This window comes from Rhodopirellula sp. P2, from assembly GCF_028768465.1.
In the GTDB taxonomy this organism is placed as follows: Bacteria; Planctomycetota; Planctomycetia; order Pirellulales; family Pirellulaceae; genus Rhodopirellula.
Genome location: NZ_CP118225.1, coordinates 6,715,770 through 6,737,182 on the forward strand (window position 1 = coordinate 6,715,770; position 21,413 = coordinate 6,737,182).

10 protein-coding genes are annotated in these 21,413 nt (G+C 58.8%); 2 read left to right on the plus strand and 8 right to left on the minus strand.

What is annotated here, in order from left to right; translation table 11 throughout:
* Window positions 1-105: 105 nt before the first annotated feature.
* The 6 genes from PSR62_RS23565 to PSR62_RS23590 form a co-directional block, all read right to left on the minus strand.
* A complete protein-coding gene (locus PSR62_RS23565) occupies window positions 106-465 on the minus strand; it encodes a four helix bundle protein (protein ID WP_274405404.1) in 360 nt (119 codons plus the stop codon).
* A gap of 107 nt (window positions 466-572) precedes the next feature.
* Window positions 573-2,288: a GspE/PulE family protein gene (locus PSR62_RS23570; RefSeq protein ID WP_274405405.1), complete on the minus strand. Its 1,716-nt coding sequence runs from the start codon at window positions 2,286-2,288 to the stop codon at window positions 573-575.
* Window positions 2,289-2,420: 132 nt separating this feature from the next.
* The gene (locus PSR62_RS23575) at window positions 2,421-3,527 is read right to left on the minus strand and encodes a type IV pilus twitching motility protein PilT (protein ID WP_047814452.1); all 1,107 of its coding nucleotides are present in this window, start codon (window positions 3,525-3,527) and stop codon (window positions 2,421-2,423) included.
* 492 nt (window positions 3,528-4,019) lie between these two features.
* Window positions 4,020-5,777 carry a GspE/PulE family protein gene (locus PSR62_RS23580; RefSeq protein ID WP_274405406.1) on the minus strand — a complete coding sequence of 586 codons (1,758 nt, stop codon included), beginning with the start codon at window positions 5,775-5,777 and terminating at the stop codon, window positions 4,020-4,022.
* Between the two features lie 2,286 nt (window positions 5,778-8,063).
* A complete protein-coding gene (locus PSR62_RS23585; protein WP_274405407.1) occupies window positions 8,064-9,179 on the minus strand; it encodes an EAL domain-containing protein in 1,116 nt (371 codons plus the stop codon).
* Window positions 9,180-9,811: 632 nt separating this feature from the next.
* The gene (locus tag PSR62_RS23590) at window positions 9,812-12,925 is read right to left on the minus strand and encodes a vitamin B12-dependent ribonucleotide reductase (RefSeq protein ID WP_274405408.1); all 3,114 of its coding nucleotides are present in this window, start codon (window positions 12,923-12,925) and stop codon (window positions 9,812-9,814) included.
* A 1,140-nt stretch (window positions 12,926-14,065) separates the two neighbouring features.
* Between PSR62_RS23590 and PSR62_RS23595 the strand changes: the two genes are divergently transcribed.
* Together PSR62_RS23595 and PSR62_RS23600 are read left to right on the plus strand one after the other, a co-directional pair.
* A complete protein-coding gene (locus tag PSR62_RS23595) occupies window positions 14,066-14,476 on the plus strand; it encodes a hypothetical protein (RefSeq protein WP_274405409.1) in 411 nt (136 codons plus the stop codon).
* Window positions 14,477-14,899: 423 nt separating this feature from the next.
* Window positions 14,900-16,510 carry a 2-isopropylmalate synthase gene (locus PSR62_RS23600; RefSeq protein ID WP_274405410.1) on the plus strand — a complete coding sequence of 537 codons (1,611 nt, stop codon included), beginning with the start codon at window positions 14,900-14,902 and terminating at the stop codon, window positions 16,508-16,510.
* A 247-nt stretch (window positions 16,511-16,757) separates the two neighbouring features.
* Here PSR62_RS23600 and PSR62_RS23605 read toward each other — a convergent pair whose 3' ends face one another.
* A complete protein-coding gene (locus PSR62_RS23605) occupies window positions 16,758-18,245 on the minus strand; it encodes a S1C family serine protease (protein WP_274405411.1) in 1,488 nt (495 codons plus the stop codon).
* Window positions 18,246-20,006: 1,761 nt separating this feature from the next.
* The gene (purM, locus tag PSR62_RS23610) at window positions 20,007-21,086 is read right to left on the minus strand and encodes a phosphoribosylformylglycinamidine cyclo-ligase (protein WP_047815986.1); all 1,080 of its coding nucleotides are present in this window, start codon (window positions 21,084-21,086) and stop codon (window positions 20,007-20,009) included.
* Window positions 21,087-21,413: the final 327 nt, after the last annotated feature.

Sequence of the window (21,413 nt, forward strand, 5' to 3'; positions counted from 1 at the left end):
ACAGGCTTAAGGGGTTCTTAGCTACTAGCGATTAGCTTCTAGCTTTTTCAATGGACTTGGATTGATTGGTCATGGACGCAACGCGTTTCAAATTCGTGGTAGCACTCATTGCTTTGTGAGTTGTTGCTGACGGTTGCTAACCAAGGCCTGCAACATCCTCGAGATCTGCTTGGTTTCATCGATGAGCGACTCGGACTGCTGCGTGGTAACCAGGTTGATTCGGGTGGCGATGTAAAGTTGCGTTCGAAGTTCAGCACAGGAACCTTTGGAAATGATGAGAAATCGAATGAAGTCTTTCGGTGTTCGTTCATAACCTTCCGCAATATTGGATGGAACACTGACGGCACTTCGTTGCATCTGATCCTTGAGTCCAAAGTCACGGCAGTCGGCCAACAGTTCGTAAACCGAAACAGCCAACCGGCAACCACGCTTCCAAACTTCGAGGTCCTCAAACGTGCTCGACATTCATCCCTTAACCTCTGCCTCTTGAAGTGCTTCGTTCTTGGGTTTTCTTGCGTCGCTCGATTCCTGAATCACTGTGATCCTGTGCCTCTGTCCCCCTTTCCACTTCATCAACCATCCACCACCGTCTCGCGGACGATTTCGTCGAGGGTGGTGACTCCGTCGCGGGCCAGGCTCATGCCGAACTCTCGTAGGATCACCATCCCATTGCTCTGGGCTTGATTTCGCAGTTCGTCGGTGCTGGCGTTCTGCATGATCATTTCGCGAATCGTGTCGTTGAGAATCATCAACTCGAACAGCGCGATCCGGCCCTTGTAGCCGGTGTTGTTGCACTTCTCGCAACCGACGCCTTTGAAGTAGTCCGTCGTTTCGATCTCTTCCCGGGTCATCCCGAGTTCCATCAGCAAGTCGCTGCTGACACGGGTCTTTTCCCGGCAGCCCGTGCAGATTCGGCGGACCAGTCGCTGAGCCAAAATGGCTTCGACGGTCGCGCAAATCATGAAGGGCTGGATCCCCATGTCGGTCAACCGAGTGACCGTGCTGGGCGAATCGTTGGTGTGCAGGGTGCTGAACACCAAGTGACCGGTTAGCGCCGCCTGAATGGAGATCTCGGCGGTCTCCAAGTCGCGAATTTCGCCGACCAGGATCGTGTCCGGGTCCTGCCGCAAAATCGCTCGCAAACAAGACGCAAAGGTCACCCCGGCGTCGGAGTCAATCGGGATCTGAATGATCCCGTCAATGTCGTATTCCACCGGGTCTTCGGTGGTGATCAGTTTCTCGGAAATCTCGTTGAGTTCTGAGAGGGTCGAGTACAAGGTGGTCGTCTTGCCCGATCCCGTTGGGCCGGTGACCAGCACGATCCCGTTGGGGCGATCGATTGCCGACCGGAACCGGGCCATCATGTCCTCGTCCATGCCGACGTTTTCGAGCGACAGGTTCACCACCGAGCGGTCGAGCACCCGCATGACGGTCGACTCACCAAAGATCGTTGGCAGCACCGAAACGCGAAGGTCGACGGGGTGACCGCCCACCATCAGCTCGATCCGTCCGTCCTGCGGCATCCGGCGTTCGGCGATGTCCAGGTTGGCCATCACCTTGATCCGCGTCGTGATCGCAAAGGCGAGGTGACGTGGCGGCGGGACCATTTCGTAGAGCACGCCTTCGGATTTGATCCGAATCCGGAACTCATCTTCAAACGGTTCGAAGTGAATGTCCGATGCGTGATCCTTGATCGCCAGCAACAACACCATGTTGAGCAGTTTGCGAACCGGCGCCGAATCGGCCAGTGCTTCGGCGTCGGTGATGTTGAACTTTTCGTTGTCCAGCAAGCTGGCGGCCGCTTTCAGCTCTTCGTCTTCGGCCAGTTCAGCGACCAGTTTCTCGACGCTCTCGGCTTCGCTGTCGTAGTACTTCGTGATCGTTTTGCTGATGTCCGCTTCGGTGGCCACCAAAATCTTGATGTCATACCCGAGGAACGTCCGCAGTTCGTCTTGGATGTTCAGGTTCTGGGGGTCGCAGGTCGCGATGGTCAGCGAGTTGCCTTCGAACTGAATCGGAACACACCGATACAGCTGGGCCATCGTTTCACTGATTTTCTCCATCACCTCCGGTTCCAACTTGGCGTCCTCCAGCGACACCGTCTGCATCCCCATCTGTTCGGCGAGCCCTTGGATGAGTTGCTCGTCGGTGATCAGCTGCATGTCCTCCGCGACTTTCCCAAACAGCGCACCGGGCTGCTGTTCTTGTTCGTCCAGCACAATTTGCAGCTGATCATCGGTGAGGAAACCGAGGTCGACGAGGATCTGTCCGATGCGACGTGGGGCCATGGCAGGAGAGCTTTCTGTTGGTAGCGACTAGCTGCTAGCGACTAGCTTTTCAGGTTGTGGATTCTGGTTTGGTTCGCAACATCATGAGCTAACAGCTAATCGCTAGTTGCTAGCCGCTCGATCGCAACGCGATCAGTCTTCTTTGATCGGAACGGGTTCATCACCCAGACCTTGTCTGGCTTGAACGATTCGTTTGGCCAAGTCATCGGGACGGTGGGCTTTGGCCAACACGTCTTCCACCGAGACTCGGTCGCCTTTCCAGTGATTGAACAGAGCGTCGTCCATCAACTGCATCCCAAACTTGGCTCCCGTCTGCATCGACGAGTTGATCCGGAACGTCTTGTTTTCGCGAATCAGGTTGGCGATGCCGGGCGTGACGTTCAGGACTTCGTAGGCGGCACACCGACCGCCACCAATTTTGGGCAGCAACGTTTGAGCGACCACGCCGATCAGCGTCGAAGCGAGTTGGGTCCGAATCTGGTCCTGCAGGTTGCCGGGGAACGCGTCGATGATCCGGTTGACCGTGCCTTGAGCACTGTTCGTGTGCAGGGTGCCAAACACGACGTGCCCCGTTTCCGCCGCACTGATCGCCGCTTCGATGGTTTCCAGGTCGCGAAGCTCGCCGACCAGAATCACGTCGGGGTCTTGCCGCAGAGCACGACGAATCGCCTCGGAGAAACTCGGCACGTCCACGCCGACTTCCCGTTGATTGATCGTCGACTCTTTGTGTTCGTGATAGAACTCGATCGGGTCTTCGATCGTGATGATGTGGTGGTCAATGGTCTCGTTGAGCAAGTTGATCAGTGAGGCCAGCGTGGTCGATTTCCCCGACCCCGTGGGGCCGGTCACCAGGAACAACCCCCGCGGGCGGTGAACCATTTTGACGACCGCCTCGGGCAAACCAAGTTGCTCGGGTGTCAATTTGTCATTGGGGATCTGACGCAGCACCATGGAAATGAAACCACGCTGCTTGAAGACCGAAACCCGAAAGCGGGCCAAATCGCCAAACGCGAACCCGAAGTCGGTTGAGCCCGATTCCTGCAACTCACGCTGACAACGTTCCGGCGTGATCGACTTCATCAACGCGACGGAGTCCTCGCCTTCCAGCGTCTTTGTTTCCAGCTTTCGCATCCGACCGTGCAACCGAAACACAGGCGGCTGACCAACAACGATGTGAATATCACTCACACCTTGCTTCACAGCGGCTTGCAGCAGTTTGTCGATCAGCACGGTGGCCATGGAAAACGCCTGACGTTGGGTGAGAGGGCGTGAAGAGGAGAAAAGAGGGCTTCGAGTCTGGCTGAGATTCAGCGGCGACTCGGCCAGCCAGCATTCGACCGGGTTTCAACCGGCCACTCCCCAGGTGATTCGCAAGAAAAGACGAGCACGAACCACGCCAGAGCAACCGGCATCCCGCCAGATCGTTCGGCAACGGGACGGTGTGTCCCAGACAAGTCGCCCGACACGTGATTTCCTGTGCCAGACGGTGACATTATGCGTGAAACAGCGTCAAAGGCAAAGAAATTCGCGTCTTGTCGCCCGAATGCACACCAGACCACCCCTGCTGAGGCAACCCGAACCAACCCGCTCGCTCATCGAGCGGCACCCGAACCGACGCGTGAGTCCCCTGGCCAGCCCACCGCCGGGGATTCTGCCAGCCGCCCGCAACGCCCCCGAGTCCGATTCGGCGGGGCGTGCCAGATGCCAGCGGGCCAGCGAACTCCAGCCTGCCTACAGCGACGACAACTCTTTCGCGATGTGATCGAGCGCGAGCGCTTCTTGCTCTGTCTTTTTGGCGACCCGATAGACCTCGTCGAAAGTCGTGATCCCGCGAATCACCTTCAGCATGCCATCGGCGTAAAGCGTTGACATGCCGTTCTTTATGGCCTCTTCGCGAATCGTCTTGGTGGTCGTTCCCTTGAACATCAACTCGCGGAGCTTGTTGTTGATCAGCATCAGCTCGTAGATCCCGATCCGGCCACGATAGCCAGTCCGGCCGCAGTACGTGCATCCCTTGCCCTTGCTGAACTCGGCTTGAGCCAGCATCTCCGGTGGGATCTCCGAGTCGTCGATCACGCTCTGAGGAGGCTGGTAACGGACCTTGCAACGAGGGCAAATGGTCCGCACCAAACGCTGAGCCAGCACCGCGATGACGGAACTTGCCACCATATAGGATGGTACACCGATGTCCACCATCCGTGATATAGCACTGGGCGCATCGTTCGTGTGTAGAGTACTGAAAACCAAGTGTCCAGTCAGTGAGGCTTGAATTCCCATCGATGCCGTCTCGTGATCTCGCATTTCGCCCACGAGAATGATGTTGGGTGCTTGCCGCAACATGGCCCGAATGATGCGTGCGAAGTCGAGGCCGATGTTGTGCTTGACTTCGACCTGGTTGATCCCAGGCAGGTAGTACTCGACCGGGTCTTCCGCGGTGATGATCTTGCGGTCGGGTCGGTTCAGTGCGTTCAGGGAGGCGTACAGGGTGGTGGTCTTTCCGGACCCAGTGGGGCCGGTGACCAGCACGATCCCGTTGGGACGACGGATCAAGGAGTTGAAGTTCCGGAAGTCACGCTCGGACAGACCGAGTTGGCGGGTGCCGACTTTGATGTTGTCCTTGTCCAGCAACCGCATCACACAGGACTGGCCGTGGTTGGTGGGGATGATGCTGACCCGCAAATCGAGCTGCTTGTCCCCCACGGTGATTTTGATCCGCCCGTCCGTGGGGCGTCGCTTCTCGCTGATGTCGATCTTCGAAAGGATCTTGATCCGGGCGATGATGGCGGAGAGCATCCGCCGGGGGGCAGCTTCCCGCTCGACGCAGACGCCGTCAATTCGATAACGGATCCGAACGCGATCTTCGAAGGGCTCGACGTGGATGTCGCTGGCCCGCAACTGGACGGCTTCCGCGATCATCAAGTTGACCAGCCGGATGACGGGAGCCGAGTTGTCATCGACGGTTTCCTCCCCCCCACCGGTGTCGGACTCGGTTTCGGTGAAGTCGATGGCCGTGTCGGTGAACTCTTGCAACATCGAGTCAGCCGATTCGCCTTCGACCTGACCGTAGTATTGGTTGATCGCCCCGTTGATGGCTTCTTTGGGAGCCAGAGCGGTTTCGATCTTCCGGTTGAGGATGAAACGCAGCTTCTCGACGGTTTCGAGGTCAAACGGGTCGGCGATCAGAATCGTCAGGGCCCCGTCTTCTTCTTTGAAGGGCAACACCGTGTTTTCGCGCGCGACCGATTCGGGGACCAATTCGATGACGGATTCGCTGATCCGCTCGCTGCGGAGGTCCACAAAGGGAATTTTGTGGAACTTTGCCAAGGCCATCCCGACTTCTTCGGGGCTGGCGTATTCCATTTTGATCAGCACGTCGCCGATGTCCGCACCGGTGTTCTTCGCGACTTCTTCGGCTTCGGACAGCTGATCGAGACTGATGACGCCCTGTTGGAGCAGCAAATCGGTGAAATCTTGCATCGTCCGGCTCATGGTGAATTCCTTCGTCGACAGAAAAGCTTTGGCAGCCGAGTACTCGCAAAAAGGACGCCCGGCGACGTGATCTTAGGATATCACGAGGATCCGGGGCAGGTTGCGGAATTCTGGGCCATGGCGAGCAAATCAAGGGCTCAGGGGGTTAGATGGTCCGATCCCTCTTGAACGCGGAGCGGTGACAGGTGCTAGCCTCGGTTTTTAACCCGAGGTCTCGGACGATCCCCCACGCCCCGGCAAGCCGCGGAGTGGCGGCAGGTGCTCACAAACTCGCTGCCAACTGTCGTCGCTCCGCGAATCGCCCGTGTGCTTGGGCTTCGTGGACCTTGGGTTGAAACCCAAGGCTGCTCGGATGTCGTCGCTCCGCGACTGTCGCCACGCACGGGCTCACTCCACCCAACCGCGGAGCGGTGACAGGTGCTAGCCTCGGGTTTTAACCCGAGGTCTCGGACGATTCCCCACGCCCGGCAAGCCGCGGAGTGGCGGCAGGTGCTCACGAACTCGCTGCCAACTGTCGTCGCTCCGCGACTCGCCCGTGTGCTTGGCATTCGTGGACCTTGGGTTGAAACCCAAGGCTGCTCGGATGTCGTCGCTCCGCGACTATGGCCACGCACGGGCTCGACCCACCCAACCGCGGAGCGGTGACAGGTGCTAGCCTCGGGTTTCAACCCGAGGTCTCGGAAGTCCCCCCACGCCCAGGAAGCCGCGGAGCGGCGGCAGGTGGTCACGAACTCGCTGCCAACTGTCGTCGCTCCGCGACTCGCCGGTGTGCTTGGCATTCGTGGACCTTGGGTTGAAACCCAAGGCTGCTCGGATGGCGTCGCTCCGCGACTGTGGCCACGCACGGGCTCACTCCACCCAACCGCGGAGCGGTGACAGGTGCCAGCCTCGGGTTTTAACCCGAGGTCTCGGAAGGTCCCCCACGCCCGGCAAGCCGCGGAGTGGCGGCAGGTGGTCACGAACTCGCTGCCAACTGTCGTCGCTCCGCGACTCGCCGGTGTGCTTGGCAATCGTGGACCTTGGGTTGAAACCCAAGGCTGCTCGGATGTCGTCGCTCCGCGACTGTGGCCACGCACGGGCTCGCCCCACCCAACCGCGGAGCGGTGACAGGTGCCAGCCTCGGGTTTCAACCCGAGGTCTCGGAAGGTCCTCCACGCCCGGCAAGCCGCGGAGTGGCGGCAGGTGCTCACGAACTCGCTGCCAACTGTCGTCGCTCCGCGACTCGCCGGTGTGCTTGGCAATCGTGGACCTTGGGTTGAAACCCAAGGCTGCTCGGATGTCGTCGCTCCGCGACTATGGCCACGCACGGGCTCGCCCCACCCAACCGCGGAGCGGTGACAGGTGCCAGCCTCGGGTTTCAACCCGAGGTCTCGGAAGTCCCCCCACGCCCAGGAAGCCGCGGAGTGGCGGCAGGTGCTCACAAACTCGCTGCCAACTGTCGTCGCTCCGCGACTCGCCCGTGTGCTTGGGCATTCGTGGACCTTGGGTTGAAACCCAAGGCTGCTCGGATGGCGTCGCTCCGCGACTGTCGCCACGCACGGGCTCACTCCACCCAACCGCGGAGCGGTGACAGGTGCTAGCCTCGGTTTTCAACCCGAGGTCTCGGAAGGTCCCCCACGCCCAGGAAGCCGCGGAGTGGCGGCAGGTGCTCACAAACTGGCTGCCAACTGTCGTCGCTCCGCGACTCGCCGGTTTGCTTGGGCATTCGTGGACCTTGGGTTGAAACCCAAGGCTGCTCGGATGCCGTCGCTCCGCGACTGTGGCCACGCACGGGCTCGCCCCACCCAACCGCGGAGCGGTGACAGGTGCTAGCCTCGGGTTTTAACCCGAGGTCTCGGACGATTCCCCACGCCCAGGAAGCCACGGAGTGGCGGCAGGTGCTCACAAACTGGCTGCCAACTGTCGTCGCTCCGCGACTCGCCGGTGTGCATGGCTTTCGTGGACCTTGGGTTGAAACCCAAGGCTGCTCAGATGTCGTCGCTCCGCGACTGTGGCCACGCACGGGCTCACTCCACTCAACCGCGGAGCGGTGACAGGTGCCAGCCTCGGGTTTTAACCCGAGGTCTCGGAAGGTCCCCCACGCCCGGGTAAGCCACGGAGTGGCGGCAGGTGCTGAGAAACGAAATGGCTGCGGATAACACCGGAGAGCACGAGCACGAGCACGAGCACGAGCTAGAAGCTAGAAGCTAGAAGCTAGAAGCTAGAAGCTAGAAGCTAGAAGCTAGAAGCTAGAAGCTAGAAGCTAGAAGCTAGAAGCTAGAAGCTAGAAGCTAGAAACAGGCCACCTCACGCTGGAGCGGGGCGGCCGTAGTAGAAACCTTGTGCCAGGTCGAAACCGACTTCTTGGCAGGCTTCGACTTCCTCGATCGTTTCGATTCCCTCGGCCAGAGCGGAGATGTCCAGGTCTTGCACCATGCTGACCAACGACCGCAGCATTCGCATGCGATTGCTGTCAACGACGCTCAATCCTCGAATCAGACCGATGTCGAATTTGACGTAATCGGGTCGGGCTTCGACCAATTCCGCCAACCGGGCTTGGCCGGCGCCGAAATCGTCGTAGGCCAATTGGATGTCCAATTCTTTCAACGTCGAATGCAGACGCCGCATTTGCTCGGGGTTGGTCACGGCGGATTCGTGGATTTCCAAGACGATCTTGGTGTTCGATGCCATCGTCCGGACCTTGGACAACGAATCGATCAACGACTGGCCGTCTTCCATCTCTTTGGGGTGCGTGTTGACGAACAAGGTTGGTGAATCCGGAAGCTCACGGCCCACCCGAAGTCCTTCCCAACGCAGCAGTCGACTGAGTTCCACTTCCAGGTTGAGTTGCTCAGCGGCTTGGAACATGGCGCCGACGGATTCCAGCCCGAACACGCTGCCTCGGCCAAGAATCTCAAACCCGATCATGCGAGCACCAATCACGGTGACGATCGGTTGAAAGTGCGGACGGACCAACCGTTGGCTCATCAGGCGGTCGAACTGAACCAACGCCAAAGCTTGGTCGCAGACGTTTTCGGAGATGGTCCCCGCGGTGACTCCCGTCGGGGATTGTCGCCGCACTCGGAAGGGAGCTTCGGCGAAGTGAATCAGATCTTCATCCCCCACCACGACCGGTTCGGTGACGCGTTTTCCATTGAGGTACGTGCCGTTGGTGCTCTCGAGATCCCGAACGATCAGTTTGCCATCGACAAGCTTGAGCTCGGCGTGGTTTCCGCTGACCGTGCGAAACTGCAGCTTCATTGCAACGCCGGATTTCCGGCCCACGATGAACGGTTCCTGATCAATCGGCGTGTGTTGCAGAGTATCACCGGGACCCGTCGGACCAGACAGAAACCACACGTCTTCATAGACGGCGGTGCTGCGACGAAGTCGGTCGATTGGAAGGCTATCAACGGAAGCCATAACAACAATTTCACGGAGGAGCTTGCGGGGAAACGAGCGGTCTCCGAGAGGGTGGATCCTCGCTCTGCTGCAAAGCTAGGTCACGAGCCGTGAACAAACGCTTCACCCACTCGAATTTTCAACAATTCTCAAGAAGTGTGCTCACGACGACAACAGGTCAGAACGAAACGTCCGCCGAAGGAATCGATTGTGCAGAAGATCCGAGTTGAACCGGCCAGCTCCAGGAAGGACCAGCCGGATGGTTGGGAAATGTCCCGGAGTAGCATCCTCTCTGAGCGGAGCGGCGCAAGCCCAATGCCATCTACTTTGTAGCGGAACGGCGCGAGCCGTCCGGTGACGCGCCGGAAAACACCGACGATTTACCGGACGGCTTGCGCCGTTCCGCTAATAAAATCCCCTCGATTGGTTCTAAAGTAGATGGCATTGGGCGCAAGCCGCCCGGTGCCGCGACAACGCAGGGCTCGCGTCCTTCCACTGCGAAAGAAACCACGAAGTTTCTTCGCAACAGTTCCCTGGGCCGGCCTGGGTTGCGTTCCGACCTCTGAGCCACGGGCCCACCAAAAAAGGCCGGCCTCTTTCGGTGGAAAGAAGCCGGCCTGCGAATGTCACTCAGCGTTCAAGGACGAACGGACTCAGCTGCAGCCCATCGAGTTGCCACAGTTGTGGCAGAGGTAACAGTTGCCGTTGCGAACCGTGATGCTGCCACAGTTGTCACAACTGGGAGCGTCGGTTTGGAAGCGAGAGAACTGGTCGGATTGCCCGCCCAATCCATCGGTCGACTTTTCTGCCACGGCACCGCCGGCTGCGGAATCACCGTTGGTGTGCCCGTTGGTTGCAGCACCGTTGCTAGGACCGTTTTGCAAACTGGCCAACAACGTGGCTCGTTCGACCAATGCGACCGCGGCACCCGCGTCGGCTCGCAGTTCCGCCATCACGGGACTGTTGTTGTTCGCCGTTGCTCCGGCAGGAGCGTTGGTCAGGTCGGGACCGTTGCCACCTGTTTTGGCCGCCCCTTCTGCACTGGGGGAGTAGTCGTTGCCGGACATGAACGTGATGCCCAACCAACGAGCGATGTAATCCACGACGCTCTTGGCGATGCGGATGTCCTTGTTGGACGTGTGCCCCATGGGCTCGAAACGGGTGTGACTGAACTTGTTGACGATCACTTCCAAGGGCACGCCGTACTGCATCGCGATGGAAAGTGCGGTGCCGAAGCTGTCCATGATGCCGCCGATCGTCGAACCCTCTTTGGCCATCGTGATGAACATTTCACCCGGACGTCCATCAGGATACAAACCGACGCACAAGTAACCTTCATGTCCAGCGATGCTGAACTTGTGAGTCAAACTTTGACGGGTGTCAGGCAAACGTTCGCGACGCGGTTTGTAAACGATCTTCTCGACCGTTTCGACCCTCGCAGCCTCTGCTGCGTCCGTGGCTTTCTGCTCGTCCGATTGGGTGTTCAGAGGTTGTGACTGCTTGCTGCCATCACGATAAATCGCAATCGCCTTCAGCCCCAATTCCCAACCCCAGAAGTAGGCGTCGGCGATGTCTTGCGGCGTCACATCGGTGGGCATGTTGACGGTTTTGCTGATCGCTCCGGAAAGGAACGGCTGAGCAGCGGCCATCATGGTGATGTGAGCACGCCAGCCAATGGTGCGAACACCGTTGGCAGGTTTGAAAGCACAATCGAACACGGCCAAGTGCTCGTCCTTCAAACCAGGAGCGCCTTCGATGGTGTCGTTGTCATCGACGTACTTCAGGATCTCGGCGATCGTGTCGGCGTCGTAGCCGAGTTTCTTCAAACCGAGCTTCACGGTTTGGTTGACGATCTTCAACATCCCGCCACCGGCGAGTTGTTTGTACTTCACCAAGGCGATGTCGGGCTCGATGCCCGTCGTGTCGCAGTCCATCATGAAGCTGATCGTTCCGGTCGGTGCCAGCACGGTTGCTTGAGCGTTGCGGAAGCCATACTTCTCACCGATTTCCAGCACGCCATCCCACAATTCGCGAGCGGCTTCTTTCAGTTCGGCGGGGCCATCGTCGTTGATTTCCTCGCAGGCGTCACGGTGCATTTGCATCACGCGAAGCATCGGGGCTTCGTTTTCGGCGTAACCATCGAATGTTCCGACGACGCTGGCGAGTTCCGCACTGGTGCGGTTGGCTTCGCCGTGCAGCAGGGCCGTCAACGAACCGCACATGCCACGAGCAGCGTCGCTGTCGTAAGGCAAACCAGCGGTCATGACGACGCTGCCGAGGTTCGAGTAACCGAGTCCCAAAGGACGGAACTTGTGGCTGTTGCGAGCGATCGGCTCAGTCGGATAGCTGGCGTGGTCGACCAAGATTTCTTGAGCGATGAAGAACGTGCGGCAAGCGGCACGGAAACGCTTGTGATCAAACGCCCCGTCCGGTTGGACGAACTTCATCAAGTTGATGCTGGCCAGGTTGCAGGCCGTGTCATCCAGGAACATGTATTCCGAGCAGGGGTTGGATGCATTGATCGCCCCACTGTTCGGGCACGTGTGCCATTTGTTGATCGTCGTGTCGTACTGCACGCCGGGGTCGCCACAGTGCCAAGCGCACTCGGCCATTTTGTTGAGCAACTCCTTCGCGACGTAACTGGGTGGCTCGGTGGTGGGTTTGTCCGTGATCCAGCGAGTTTGGAAGGTTCCGTTCTTGCGAACCGCTTCCATGTAGTCGTCGGTCAAACGAACGGACAGGTTCGCATTTTGGAAACAAACGCTGGCGTAAGCTTCCCCGTTGAAGTTCGAATCGTAACCTTCCCGAATCAACGCGTGAGCCTTCTTTTCTTCCGCCCATTTGCACTCGATGAACTCGAGAATATCGGGGTGCCAGACCTTCAGCGATTGCATCTTGGCCGCCCGACGAGTCTTGCCGCCCGACTTCACGACGCCTGCGATCGAGTCGTAAACACGCATGAACGACAACGGGCCGGAGGGCGTTCCACCGCCGGAGAGTTTTTCGCGTTGGCTGCGGATGGTCGAAAGGTCGGTTCCCGTGCCGCTGCCGAATTTGAACAACATCGCCTCGCTGCACGCCAGACGCATGATGTCTTCCATGTTGTCATCCACGGACTGGATGAAACACGCCGACCCTTGGGGGTATTCGTAGGGGTTGTTGGGCTGGGCGGTGGTGTTCTTGGTGCGGTCCCAGTGCCAGTTGCACATGTCGCCTTCGACACCGTACTGGGTGTGCAAACCAACGTTGAACCACACGGGACTGTTGAAAGCACCGTGCTGGTGCAAGCACAACCACGTCAGGTCGCGGTAGAAACGCTCGCCGTCTTCGGGAGAGTCAAAGTAACCGTCGGCCAAACCCCAATCGCTGATCGTGCGGGTGACACGGTGGATCAACTGACGAACGCTGCGTTCGCGTTCTTCCGTGTTCTTCGGGTCGCCATAGAAGTACTTCGAAACGACCACGTTGGTCGCCAATTGACTCCAGGACGCAGGGACTTCGCAGTCAGTTTGCTCGAACAAGGCATGCCCGGATTCGTCTTTGATCGATGCCGAACGCAAATCCCAGGCAGTGGTTGCGAACGGGGTCCGCCCATCATCAGGGCAGAAAGTGGTTTCGATCTTCAGGCCGGCGCGATCGCCTCGCAGGGCAGTGCCAAACTTCTCGCGTGCGTACTCGACGCCATGCTCGGAATCGACCTTTTCCAAGGCGGGGTCATTGGCGGGAAGACGGGAGGTGGCGTTCGACTCGGGCAGAACAGTGGACATAGCGCGTCACAAACTCCTTAAAGAGATCGTCCGTGGACGGTGCACCGGAAGTTGCCATTCGCGGTCCTCGCGAAACAACCGATTCCGTCAAATTTGAAATGAGAGCTGGCAGTCGCCACTGAGTGCCACTTCCGTGGGCGAAACGACCTGCCGGGTGATCCAAGGGTCGATTTCGGATCTTTGATCGTCAAAATCGATGCAAAATGATTTGCTATCACTACCGGTAGTGGTTTACATGCCTTCGAGGCACTACATGTGGGCGACGGCGGGAATATTAGAGGTTCCCAGGATTGTGTCAATCTCGAATTTCAAACTGCCGTAAACAGCGATCAGCAATCGGTTTGCGCGCCGCCCCGAAATTGAACCCCAGGCATCTTCGGCCTCCTACCCGTCGACGTAAAGCTCGCTGTGGTGAAGAGTTAGTGAATCTCCCGTGAACACCGTTTGGCCTCGTGGAAAACTTATCGGGAATCAATTTTTTCTTCTCATCACCTACCAACTACCCGGTCACTTGGGGCGATCGCGAGACATAGGCAAGGGAGTGGGGGAGGGGCTCAGGACCACAGGGACTCAGGGGTGGCTTGATTGAAAAAGTGAAATTGAAAATTGCAAATTGTAAAATCGGGGGGGGGGGGTGGGCTTTGCGTTGGTTGCGGTTGATGCCGCGGGATGGTGCCAAGGCAGGGTCTGGCCTGCCACAGACGCTCTCTGAACCGATCGCAAGTCAATTTGCAATTGTCAATTTCACTCTTTCAATGATCGCCCGCCTCATCGCTTCGCTTGCCGCTCCCTGACGAAGCCGTGCCGGTGACAAGTGCCGTGCTTGCAAGGTTGAAATCCCCCTCCTGAATGAAGAAGTCGTGCAGTTTTTAAGTGCTGTCCTGCCAGGCGTTTCTCATCACCCTCCCTTTAGGCGGGTGAAGCAGCACGGCACAACCTCCGCAGTTGAGGTCGTACCGTTTTCCTTCACCCTCCCTTTGGGAGGGTCGGACCGCTTCGGGCCGGGGAGGGTTCCGCGTTGGATCCAATCCGGAGCCCTTCCCCCGCTTCGCTCGACCCACCCAAGGGGAGGGGATGGCAAACGCCTGGCAATCAAGACTTAAACGTGGAAATGGTGGGTGGCACCATCCGGAAGCACGAGTGGCTGGCGACATCCGGGAGCAGCACCTAACCGCGGAGCGGTGGCAGCCGTCAGCCTCGGGTTTCAACCCGAGGTCTCAGCCGCCCACCACACCCCCAAAAGCCGCGGAGCGGCGACAGGTGCCGAGGGACGAAATACTGCAGGGACGAGGTCCGGGGTTCCGAGCGACGAGCACGAGCACGAGCGACGAGCGACGAGCGACGAGCGACGAGCGACGAGCGACGAGCGACGAGCGACGAGCGACGAGCGACGAGCGACGAGCGACGAGCGACGAGCGACGAGCGACGACCACGAGCGACGACCACGACCACGAGCACGAGCACGAGCACGAGCACGAGCACGAGCACGAGCACGAGCACGAGCACGAGCACGAGCACGAGCACGAGCACGAGCTAGAAGCTAGAAGCTAGAAGCTAGAAGCTAGAAGCTAGAAGCTAGAAGCTAGAAGCTAGAAGCTAGAAGCTAGAAGCTAGAAGCTAGAAGCTAGAAGCTAGAAGCTAGAAAAGCCTTCCGGCCCAAACCCACTGTGGTTCTGAGCTCCTGAGGCCCTTTTCCACTTCATGCCTTGACCGCTGTGGCGGCGTCGGATTATCGTCAGAGGCATGAGCGGACAACTTTGCCTCCTACTGAATCTCGACCTCGGCCTTCTAGCGAACGGCCTGAGCGGATTCGTGGTGGACGCCTGACGGCGGTTGTCTCAATTTTCCATCGAATGAATTTGCCCGGGCCGCACTTGCCGCGACTCGGGTTTTTTTGTGCCCGAATGCCTGTGCGGCGGGTGCGATTCCGGGGCTCCGAAGTTTATCTTCTCCCCTTTCCGAGATTGCAGTCCCATGTCTCACCAACCGACACCTGATGCCATGACCCAGTCCGCTGAATCCCAAGCCACCGAGAACTTGGCCACTCGCCAAATTCGAATCTTTGACACCACGCTGCGTGATGGCGAGCAATCGCCGGGTGCCAGCATGAACTTGGCGGAGAAGCTCGAGGTTGCGTCGGCTCTGGTTGATTTGGGTGTCGACATCATCGAAGCCGGTTTTCCAATCGCGTCCCCAGGCGACTTCGAATCGGTCCGGCAAATCGCCACCACGATTCGCGGAGCCACCATCTGCGGGTTGGCTCGTTGTGCTGAGAAGGACATCGACCGGGCCTGGGAAGCGTTGAAGACGGCTCCTCAGGCTCGGATCCACGTGTTCTTGGCCACCAGCGCGATTCACCGTGAATTCAAATTGCGGATGACGCCGGACGAGATCGTCGAACGGGCCGTCGCTGGGGTTCGCCGCGCGGCCTCGCATTGCGACGATGTGGAGTTCTCACCCGAGGACGCCTGCCGGACCGAACACGATTTCCTCTGCCGCGTGGTCGAAGCCGCGATTGACGCGGGAGCCACCACGATCAATGTGCCCGACACGGTCGGCTACACCACGCCAGGCGAAATCTACGACCGCTTCAAAATGTTGCGGGACCGGGTGCCGAACATGGACAAAGCCGTCTTGAGCACACACTGCCACGATGACTTGGGCATGGCGGTCGCCAACTCGCTGGCCGCCGTGGACGCCGGGGCCGGACAAATCGAATGCACAATCAACGGCATCGGAGAACGTGCCGGCAACGCGGCACTCGAAGAATTGGTGATGGCGATGAAAACCCGCCAGGACTTCTATCACTGCCAAACCAATATCAATTCGAAACGCTTGGTCCCCGTCAGCCGCTTGGTCAGCAAAACGACTGGCATCAATGTGCAACGCAACAAAGCGATCGTCGGTCGCAACGCGTTCGCGCACGAGTCCGGCATTCACCAAGACGGAATGTTGAAGGAACGCACCACCTACGAAATCATGTCGCCCGAAGAAGTCGGCTTCACCAAAACCGATTTGGTCTTGGGCAAACACAGTGGACGCGCCGCGTTGGCTGATCGTGCCAAGCAATTGGGCATGACGTTGACCGGCGAACAGCTGCAAGAAGTCTTTGAAGCCTTCAAAGAACTCGCCGACAAGAAAAAAGAGATCTACGACGGTGACATCGTCGCGTTGGTCCAACAAAAGATCAGCGAGACCGTCGCCCCGGAATGGACACTGGTTGATTACGAAGTCACCAGCGGCAAGAACCAAACCCCGAACGTGCGAGTCACCCTGCGACGTGACGAGCAAGACTTCACCGAGCAGGTCGCTCAGGGCGACGGACCGATTGACGCCGCGTTTTGGGCGGTCGAAAAAATCACCGGCATCCAACTTGTCTGCAAAGACTTCCGGGTCCGCAGTGCCACGCTCGGTCGTGACGCGATCGGCGAAGTCAACTTGGAAGTCGAGCACGAGGGCAAGACTTATCGCGGGACAGGCGTCAGCACGGACAGCGTCGAGAGCACGATCCTGGCCATGCTGAATGCGATCAACCGCGTCGTCGCGGGAATCGCTTCGGATCCGGGCGAATTGCCCCAGCCCTGATCGCGGACGCAGATCCGCCGTCCCCTCTTCCATCGAGCTCGCTGGGCCCCTCCAGCGAGCCGAGCAGGAGTCCAGCACAGTGGTCCATCAATGTTATTCGCGACGCGGACGATGTGCGAGCTGGAATGGATGCGACGTTGCTTGGCAGTCGGGGACGGTTAGCCGGAACAATTGAGACAATTGTTCTACTCTGACGTCGCACTCACGGTGCGCGACCACCGTGCAACCAGTTGGCTTTCGGCTGCCTTTAACGATCCAAGCTTTCGGGTCGTTGCTTGAGCCGGACCTCAACCGACATCGGTTCACCGTCCCGAGTCAGTTCCAGGTTGAGCAAGGTTCCATGCCCCAAATTCGCGATCAAACGCATCAGGTGCCCGACATCGCTGACTCGCACGCCATCGACTTTCAGCACGATGTCGCCGACGTCCAGTCCCGCGATCGCGGCAGGTGAGTCCTCGCCCGTCACCCCAGAAATCAGGGCCCCGCGGACTCGCAAGTCCTCACCGCGGTGCATGGAATCCGGGACCTCTGACAACAGAACCCCGAGCCACCCGCGTTCCACCTTGCCCGTTTTGCGAATCCGATCGTAGATCTGGCGAGTCACGTTGCTGGGGATTGAAAAGCTGACGCCTTGATAGGTGTCACCGACAATCGCCGTGTTGATGCCAACCAACCGTCCGCGAGCGTCGACCAGCGGACCGCCACTGTTGCCTGGATTGACAGCCACATCGCTTTGCATGAAGTCTTGGTAGCGAGCGCTGGAACCATGTTGCACACCCGCCCGAACGACACGGTGTTTGCCACTCAAAATCCCAAACGTGATTGTGCGATCCAAACCAAAGGGACTGCCCACCGCCCAAACCGGGGCCCCCACTCGCAACGCATCGCTGTCGCCCCACGCGATCGGAATCAAGCCATCGGCATCGACCTTCAACACGGCCAAATCGGTTGGCATGTCGCTGCCCACCAACGCAGCGGGCAAACGCCGACCGTCACTGAGCGTCACGCTGATCGCGACACCATCGGCGATCACATGCCGGTTGGTCAGGATGTAGCCGCCCTCGTCGATGACCACACCACTGCCTTGGTCCGACAAGGTGTAACTGTCTTCCCCGAGCAAACGCTGCAGGCTGCGATCCTCTTCGGAAACCGATCGTTCAACGTCGATGTGAACCACGGTGGGGCCCACCGCGGACGTGACCATCTCGTACGCTCGGCTAAGAGAATCCAGCGAGACGTTTCGCAAACCTTCGACGCCGGTTTCATTCTCGGCACGCATCTCGCCGCGATGCCAGGCGTATCGAATTTCTTCGACGATGTGCGGGACACTGTACCGAGCCAGCAACAACATCAGTGCCATCGTGGCCAACAGTGTCAGGCTCTGTAAAACCGGATGCGGCTGCACCGTGACCGTCGGGCCACTCTCTGAATCCGACCGCTGTTCCTCTGCCGATGGGTTGGCAGCCGGTGGGGGAGGGCATTCGGAAAGACCGTTGTCTGGCACTGCGGAAGATTCCGCACGGTGACTGCCCAAACGAAATCCGCCCGCCTCGATGTCGGGCGCCGACGCCGGGTCCTCAGCCTGAGAATCCTCCCACTCGGATCCCATCCCATCTTGGGCCGCGTTCAGCATCGCTGATTCGGCGTCTTGATCCGCAGAGAACACCGAGGGCACAGGAATGGGAGTGATCCCATCCAGCGACATCGGTTCGTCAGAGGGCTTGTCGGTTCGCATGGCCACATTTCCAAAAGGAAGACGCTCCAGATCGAAAACTGAAACGAGGAAGTGCTGGTCCCCGTGGGAGAGATGCAATCAGGTAGGGAGCCTGATTGTAGCGACCCGGCGAAGCGACTTCGTAACAAATTTGGTTCACCCCGCACGACAGAGGGGGCTGCCGGAGCAGAGGGGGGCCGATCGCAGCGGTTTTCGCAGTTGAAACGTCTCGGATCGGAGCCGCCGCACTGCGAACACCATTTCGGACGTCATCGGAGCGTTTTCAAACCTAGACTTGCTGCGCGCGTTCCGTGCGCGGTCAACCAAAATCGGTTCGAAAGACGCCAAGAATTTGTTCTGCATTCGTGCATCCGTTGCGTTGATGTTTGCCGGAGCAACCCTGCTGTCCTGACCACCGAAACACCGACTTCGAACCTTTGTGAGAAGATTCCACCGCATGGTCCTCTGGAATGTCCGATATCTAGGTGTGTCCCGGACACCGATTGCCTCCCAGCAAGGTTTGCCCAAAGCAAACAAGTGGTTCCACGGACGACCCAATTAAACCAAACCTTCCATGGAGATTCCCTATGAGCCGTTTCCTCGTTCCTGCCGTTTTGGCTTTGGCTGTTGTTGCTTGTAACGTTCAAGAAGCAAGTGCCTTCGGACACCTGAAGTCGTTGTTCGGCGGATGTGACAGTGGATGTGACGTCGCTTGCGAACCAACTTGCGGTTGCGAGCCAATTTGCGAACCCGTTTGCGGTTGCGAAGTCATCGAACCTTGCTGTGCACCCAAACAAGGCTTGCTCAAGCGTTTGTTCGCTAAGAAGCACGGCTGCGACGCTTGCTGCGAACCAGTTTGTGAGCCAGTTTGCGGATGCGAATCCGTTTGCGAACCTGTTTGTGGTTGCGAAGTTGTCGATCCTTGCTGTGACAGCGCACCTTGCTGCGATCGTCCCGTCTTGGGCATGTTCAAGAAGCTGTTCAGCCGCAAGAACGCTTGCTGCGACAGCGGATGTGACATCGTTGAGCCAACTTGCGGTTGCGAATACATCGAGCCTTCCTGTGGCTTCGAAGCACCAGCTTGCGGATGCGGACACTGATCCGTCCGACGCAACACTGACTCAAATGACCCAGTTCGTGTACGAAGCCACGAACTGAGTCGCCCTTGAGATTCCGATTGCCCTCGTGTTTGAAACTTCGGTTTCGAACGCGAGGGTTTTTCTTTGCGCGCTGAGCGTCTCTGCGTCGAGAAACATCCCATCGATCAGTGCGGCACGAAACGCTAGCCCCCCAAACAATGGAACCATCCGAATTCTTGGCGAATCCGGCTACCAGTAGGCCGGACCGTAGCGAAGCGGAGTTCCGGCAGCGCAGAGTAGAACAGTTGTCTCAACTGTTTGCGTGAAGGGGACCGTCTCGTCGAGCGGCATGACGCGATCGCGAGCACGGTTGGACGGAGAGGCGCGGGGGCGCAAAGCACCGGACAATTCCAGACACCCAATCGCGAGATTCCAAGCAACCGCTTCCCATCTTTCCTCTCACTTCTTTCGAGCGGTCCCATGCGTCTCTGCGCCCTGGCGTCTCTGCGCCCTGGCGTCTCTGCGCCCTGGCGTCTCTGCGCCCTGGCGTCTCTGAGCCCTGGCGTCTCTGCGTCAAGAAACATCCCAACGCTCAGCGAGGCACGAAACGCTAGCCCCCCAAACAATGGAACCATCCGAATTCTTGGCGAATCCGGCTACCAGTAGGCCGGACCGCAGCGATAGCGGAGTTCCGGCGGTGAGCTCAGGCGTCTTTGTAAACGACCTTGGACGATCCTTCGACGATCCGGCCAATGGGCGAGCAAGTGATGCCGGCCTCGGAAAGCTGGCTGGCGACGCTGGCGGCGTAGTACTCATTGACCACGACGGCCATGCCGATGCCCATGTTGAAGACGCGCCGCATCTCGGACGTTGCCACGTCACCGGTTTGTTGCAACCAGCGGAAGATGGGGTTGGGCGTCCAGGCGTTCGGATCGATCTCCGCGTTCACGCCAGGCGGCAGGATCCGGTCCAGGTTCTCTTCGATGCCACCACCGGTGATGTGAGCGATTCCGTGAAGGACTTGCTTGACTCGGTAGTGAGACTGGATCGCACGAATCGCCGAGACATAAATCTTGGTCGGACGCAAACAAACTTGAGCGAGTGTTTCAGGTGACGAGCTGTCTTCGTTCAGTTCATCGATCACATCGCTCCACTGATGCCCATGGTCGGCGATGATTTTTCGAACCAGGGAAAACCCGTTGCTGTGCAGGCCGGACGCTTGCAGTCCCAACACGACATCGCCGGGGGCAATCAGGTGGCCATCGACCAAACGCTTGCGTTCGACGACCCCGACTGCGAAACCGGCCAAATCATAATCTTCGGTGCCGTACATATCGGGCATGATCGCGGTTTCGCCACCGAGCAGGGCCAAATCACCATCGACGCAGCCGTCGCTGATTCCTTGGACAATGCGTTCCAAGCGAGCCGGATCGTCTCGTCCCATCGCGACGTAATCGAGGAAGAACAGCGGTTCCGCACCGGTGCAGATCAGATCGTTGACGCACATCGCGACCAGATCGATTCCCACCGTTTCGTGCTGATTCATCGTCTGAGCGATTTTCAGCTTGGTCCCGACCCCATCGGTGCCGCTGACCAAGACGGGTTCTTCGTAGTTACGGGCGAACAGTTTGCCGGGGAAATCCAGGCGAAACAGTCCCGCGAAACCACCGTCGCTGGGCATGACGCGGGGGCTGAACGTACGGTGCATCAGCCGAGGCAAGCGGCTCATCGATTCAGCGTAGACATCCAGATCGACGCCGGCGTCTTTGTAGGTCGAAGCCATGAACGAGAAATTTGACGGGGAGAACGGGCTAGGAAACGCCCAATCATGACCGCCCAACCCCGAAATGACGAGACCGGGCCCCGAATTGCCTTGAGAAAGCCCGATTTGCCGCTTGAAAGCCAAATTCGCCAGGCGAAACGGCCTGTTGATTGACTCGAGTTCACCACCCGACGCGTGAGCGAGGGACCCACGGGCTCGTTGCAATGGCACGCGATCCCTCGTCACGTTTCGGGTTGGGATTCAATCAACAACCCGGAAAGCCTCCGGTTTGTCGGGCAAAAAAACAAAAACGGGTCAGCATTTCTGCTTTCTCTGCACGGATCCGCC

Coding starts and splice junctions, on each gene's coding strand:
- PSR62_RS23590 (WP_274405408.1), bottom strand. CDS start 12,925: ATGTCCACTGTTCTGCCCGAGTCGAACGCCACCTCCCGTCTTCCCGCC.
- PSR62_RS23565 (WP_274405404.1), bottom strand. CDS start 465: ATGTCGAGCACGTTTGAGGACCTCGAAGTTTGGAAGCGTGGTTGCCGG.
- PSR62_RS23580 (WP_274405406.1), bottom strand. CDS start 5,777: ATGAGCCGGACGATGCAAGATTTCACCGATTTGCTGCTCCAACAGGGC.
- PSR62_RS23605 (WP_274405411.1), bottom strand. CDS start 18,245: ATGCGAACCGACAAGCCCTCTGACGAACCGATGTCGCTGGATGGGATC.
- PSR62_RS23600 (WP_274405410.1), top strand. CDS start 14,900: ATGTCTCACCAACCGACACCTGATGCCATGACCCAGTCCGCTGAATCC.
- purM (WP_047815986.1), bottom strand. CDS start 21,086: ATGGCTTCGACCTACAAAGACGCCGGCGTCGATCTGGATGTCTACGCT.
- PSR62_RS23585 (WP_274405407.1), bottom strand. CDS start 9,179: ATGGCTTCCGTTGATAGCCTTCCAATCGACCGACTTCGTCGCAGCACC.
- PSR62_RS23570 (WP_274405405.1), bottom strand. CDS start 2,288: ATGGCCCCACGTCGCATCGGACAGATCCTCGTCGACCTCGGTTTCCTC.
- PSR62_RS23575 (WP_047814452.1), bottom strand. CDS start 3,527: ATGGCCACCGTGCTGATCGACAAACTGCTGCAAGCCGCTGTGAAGCAA.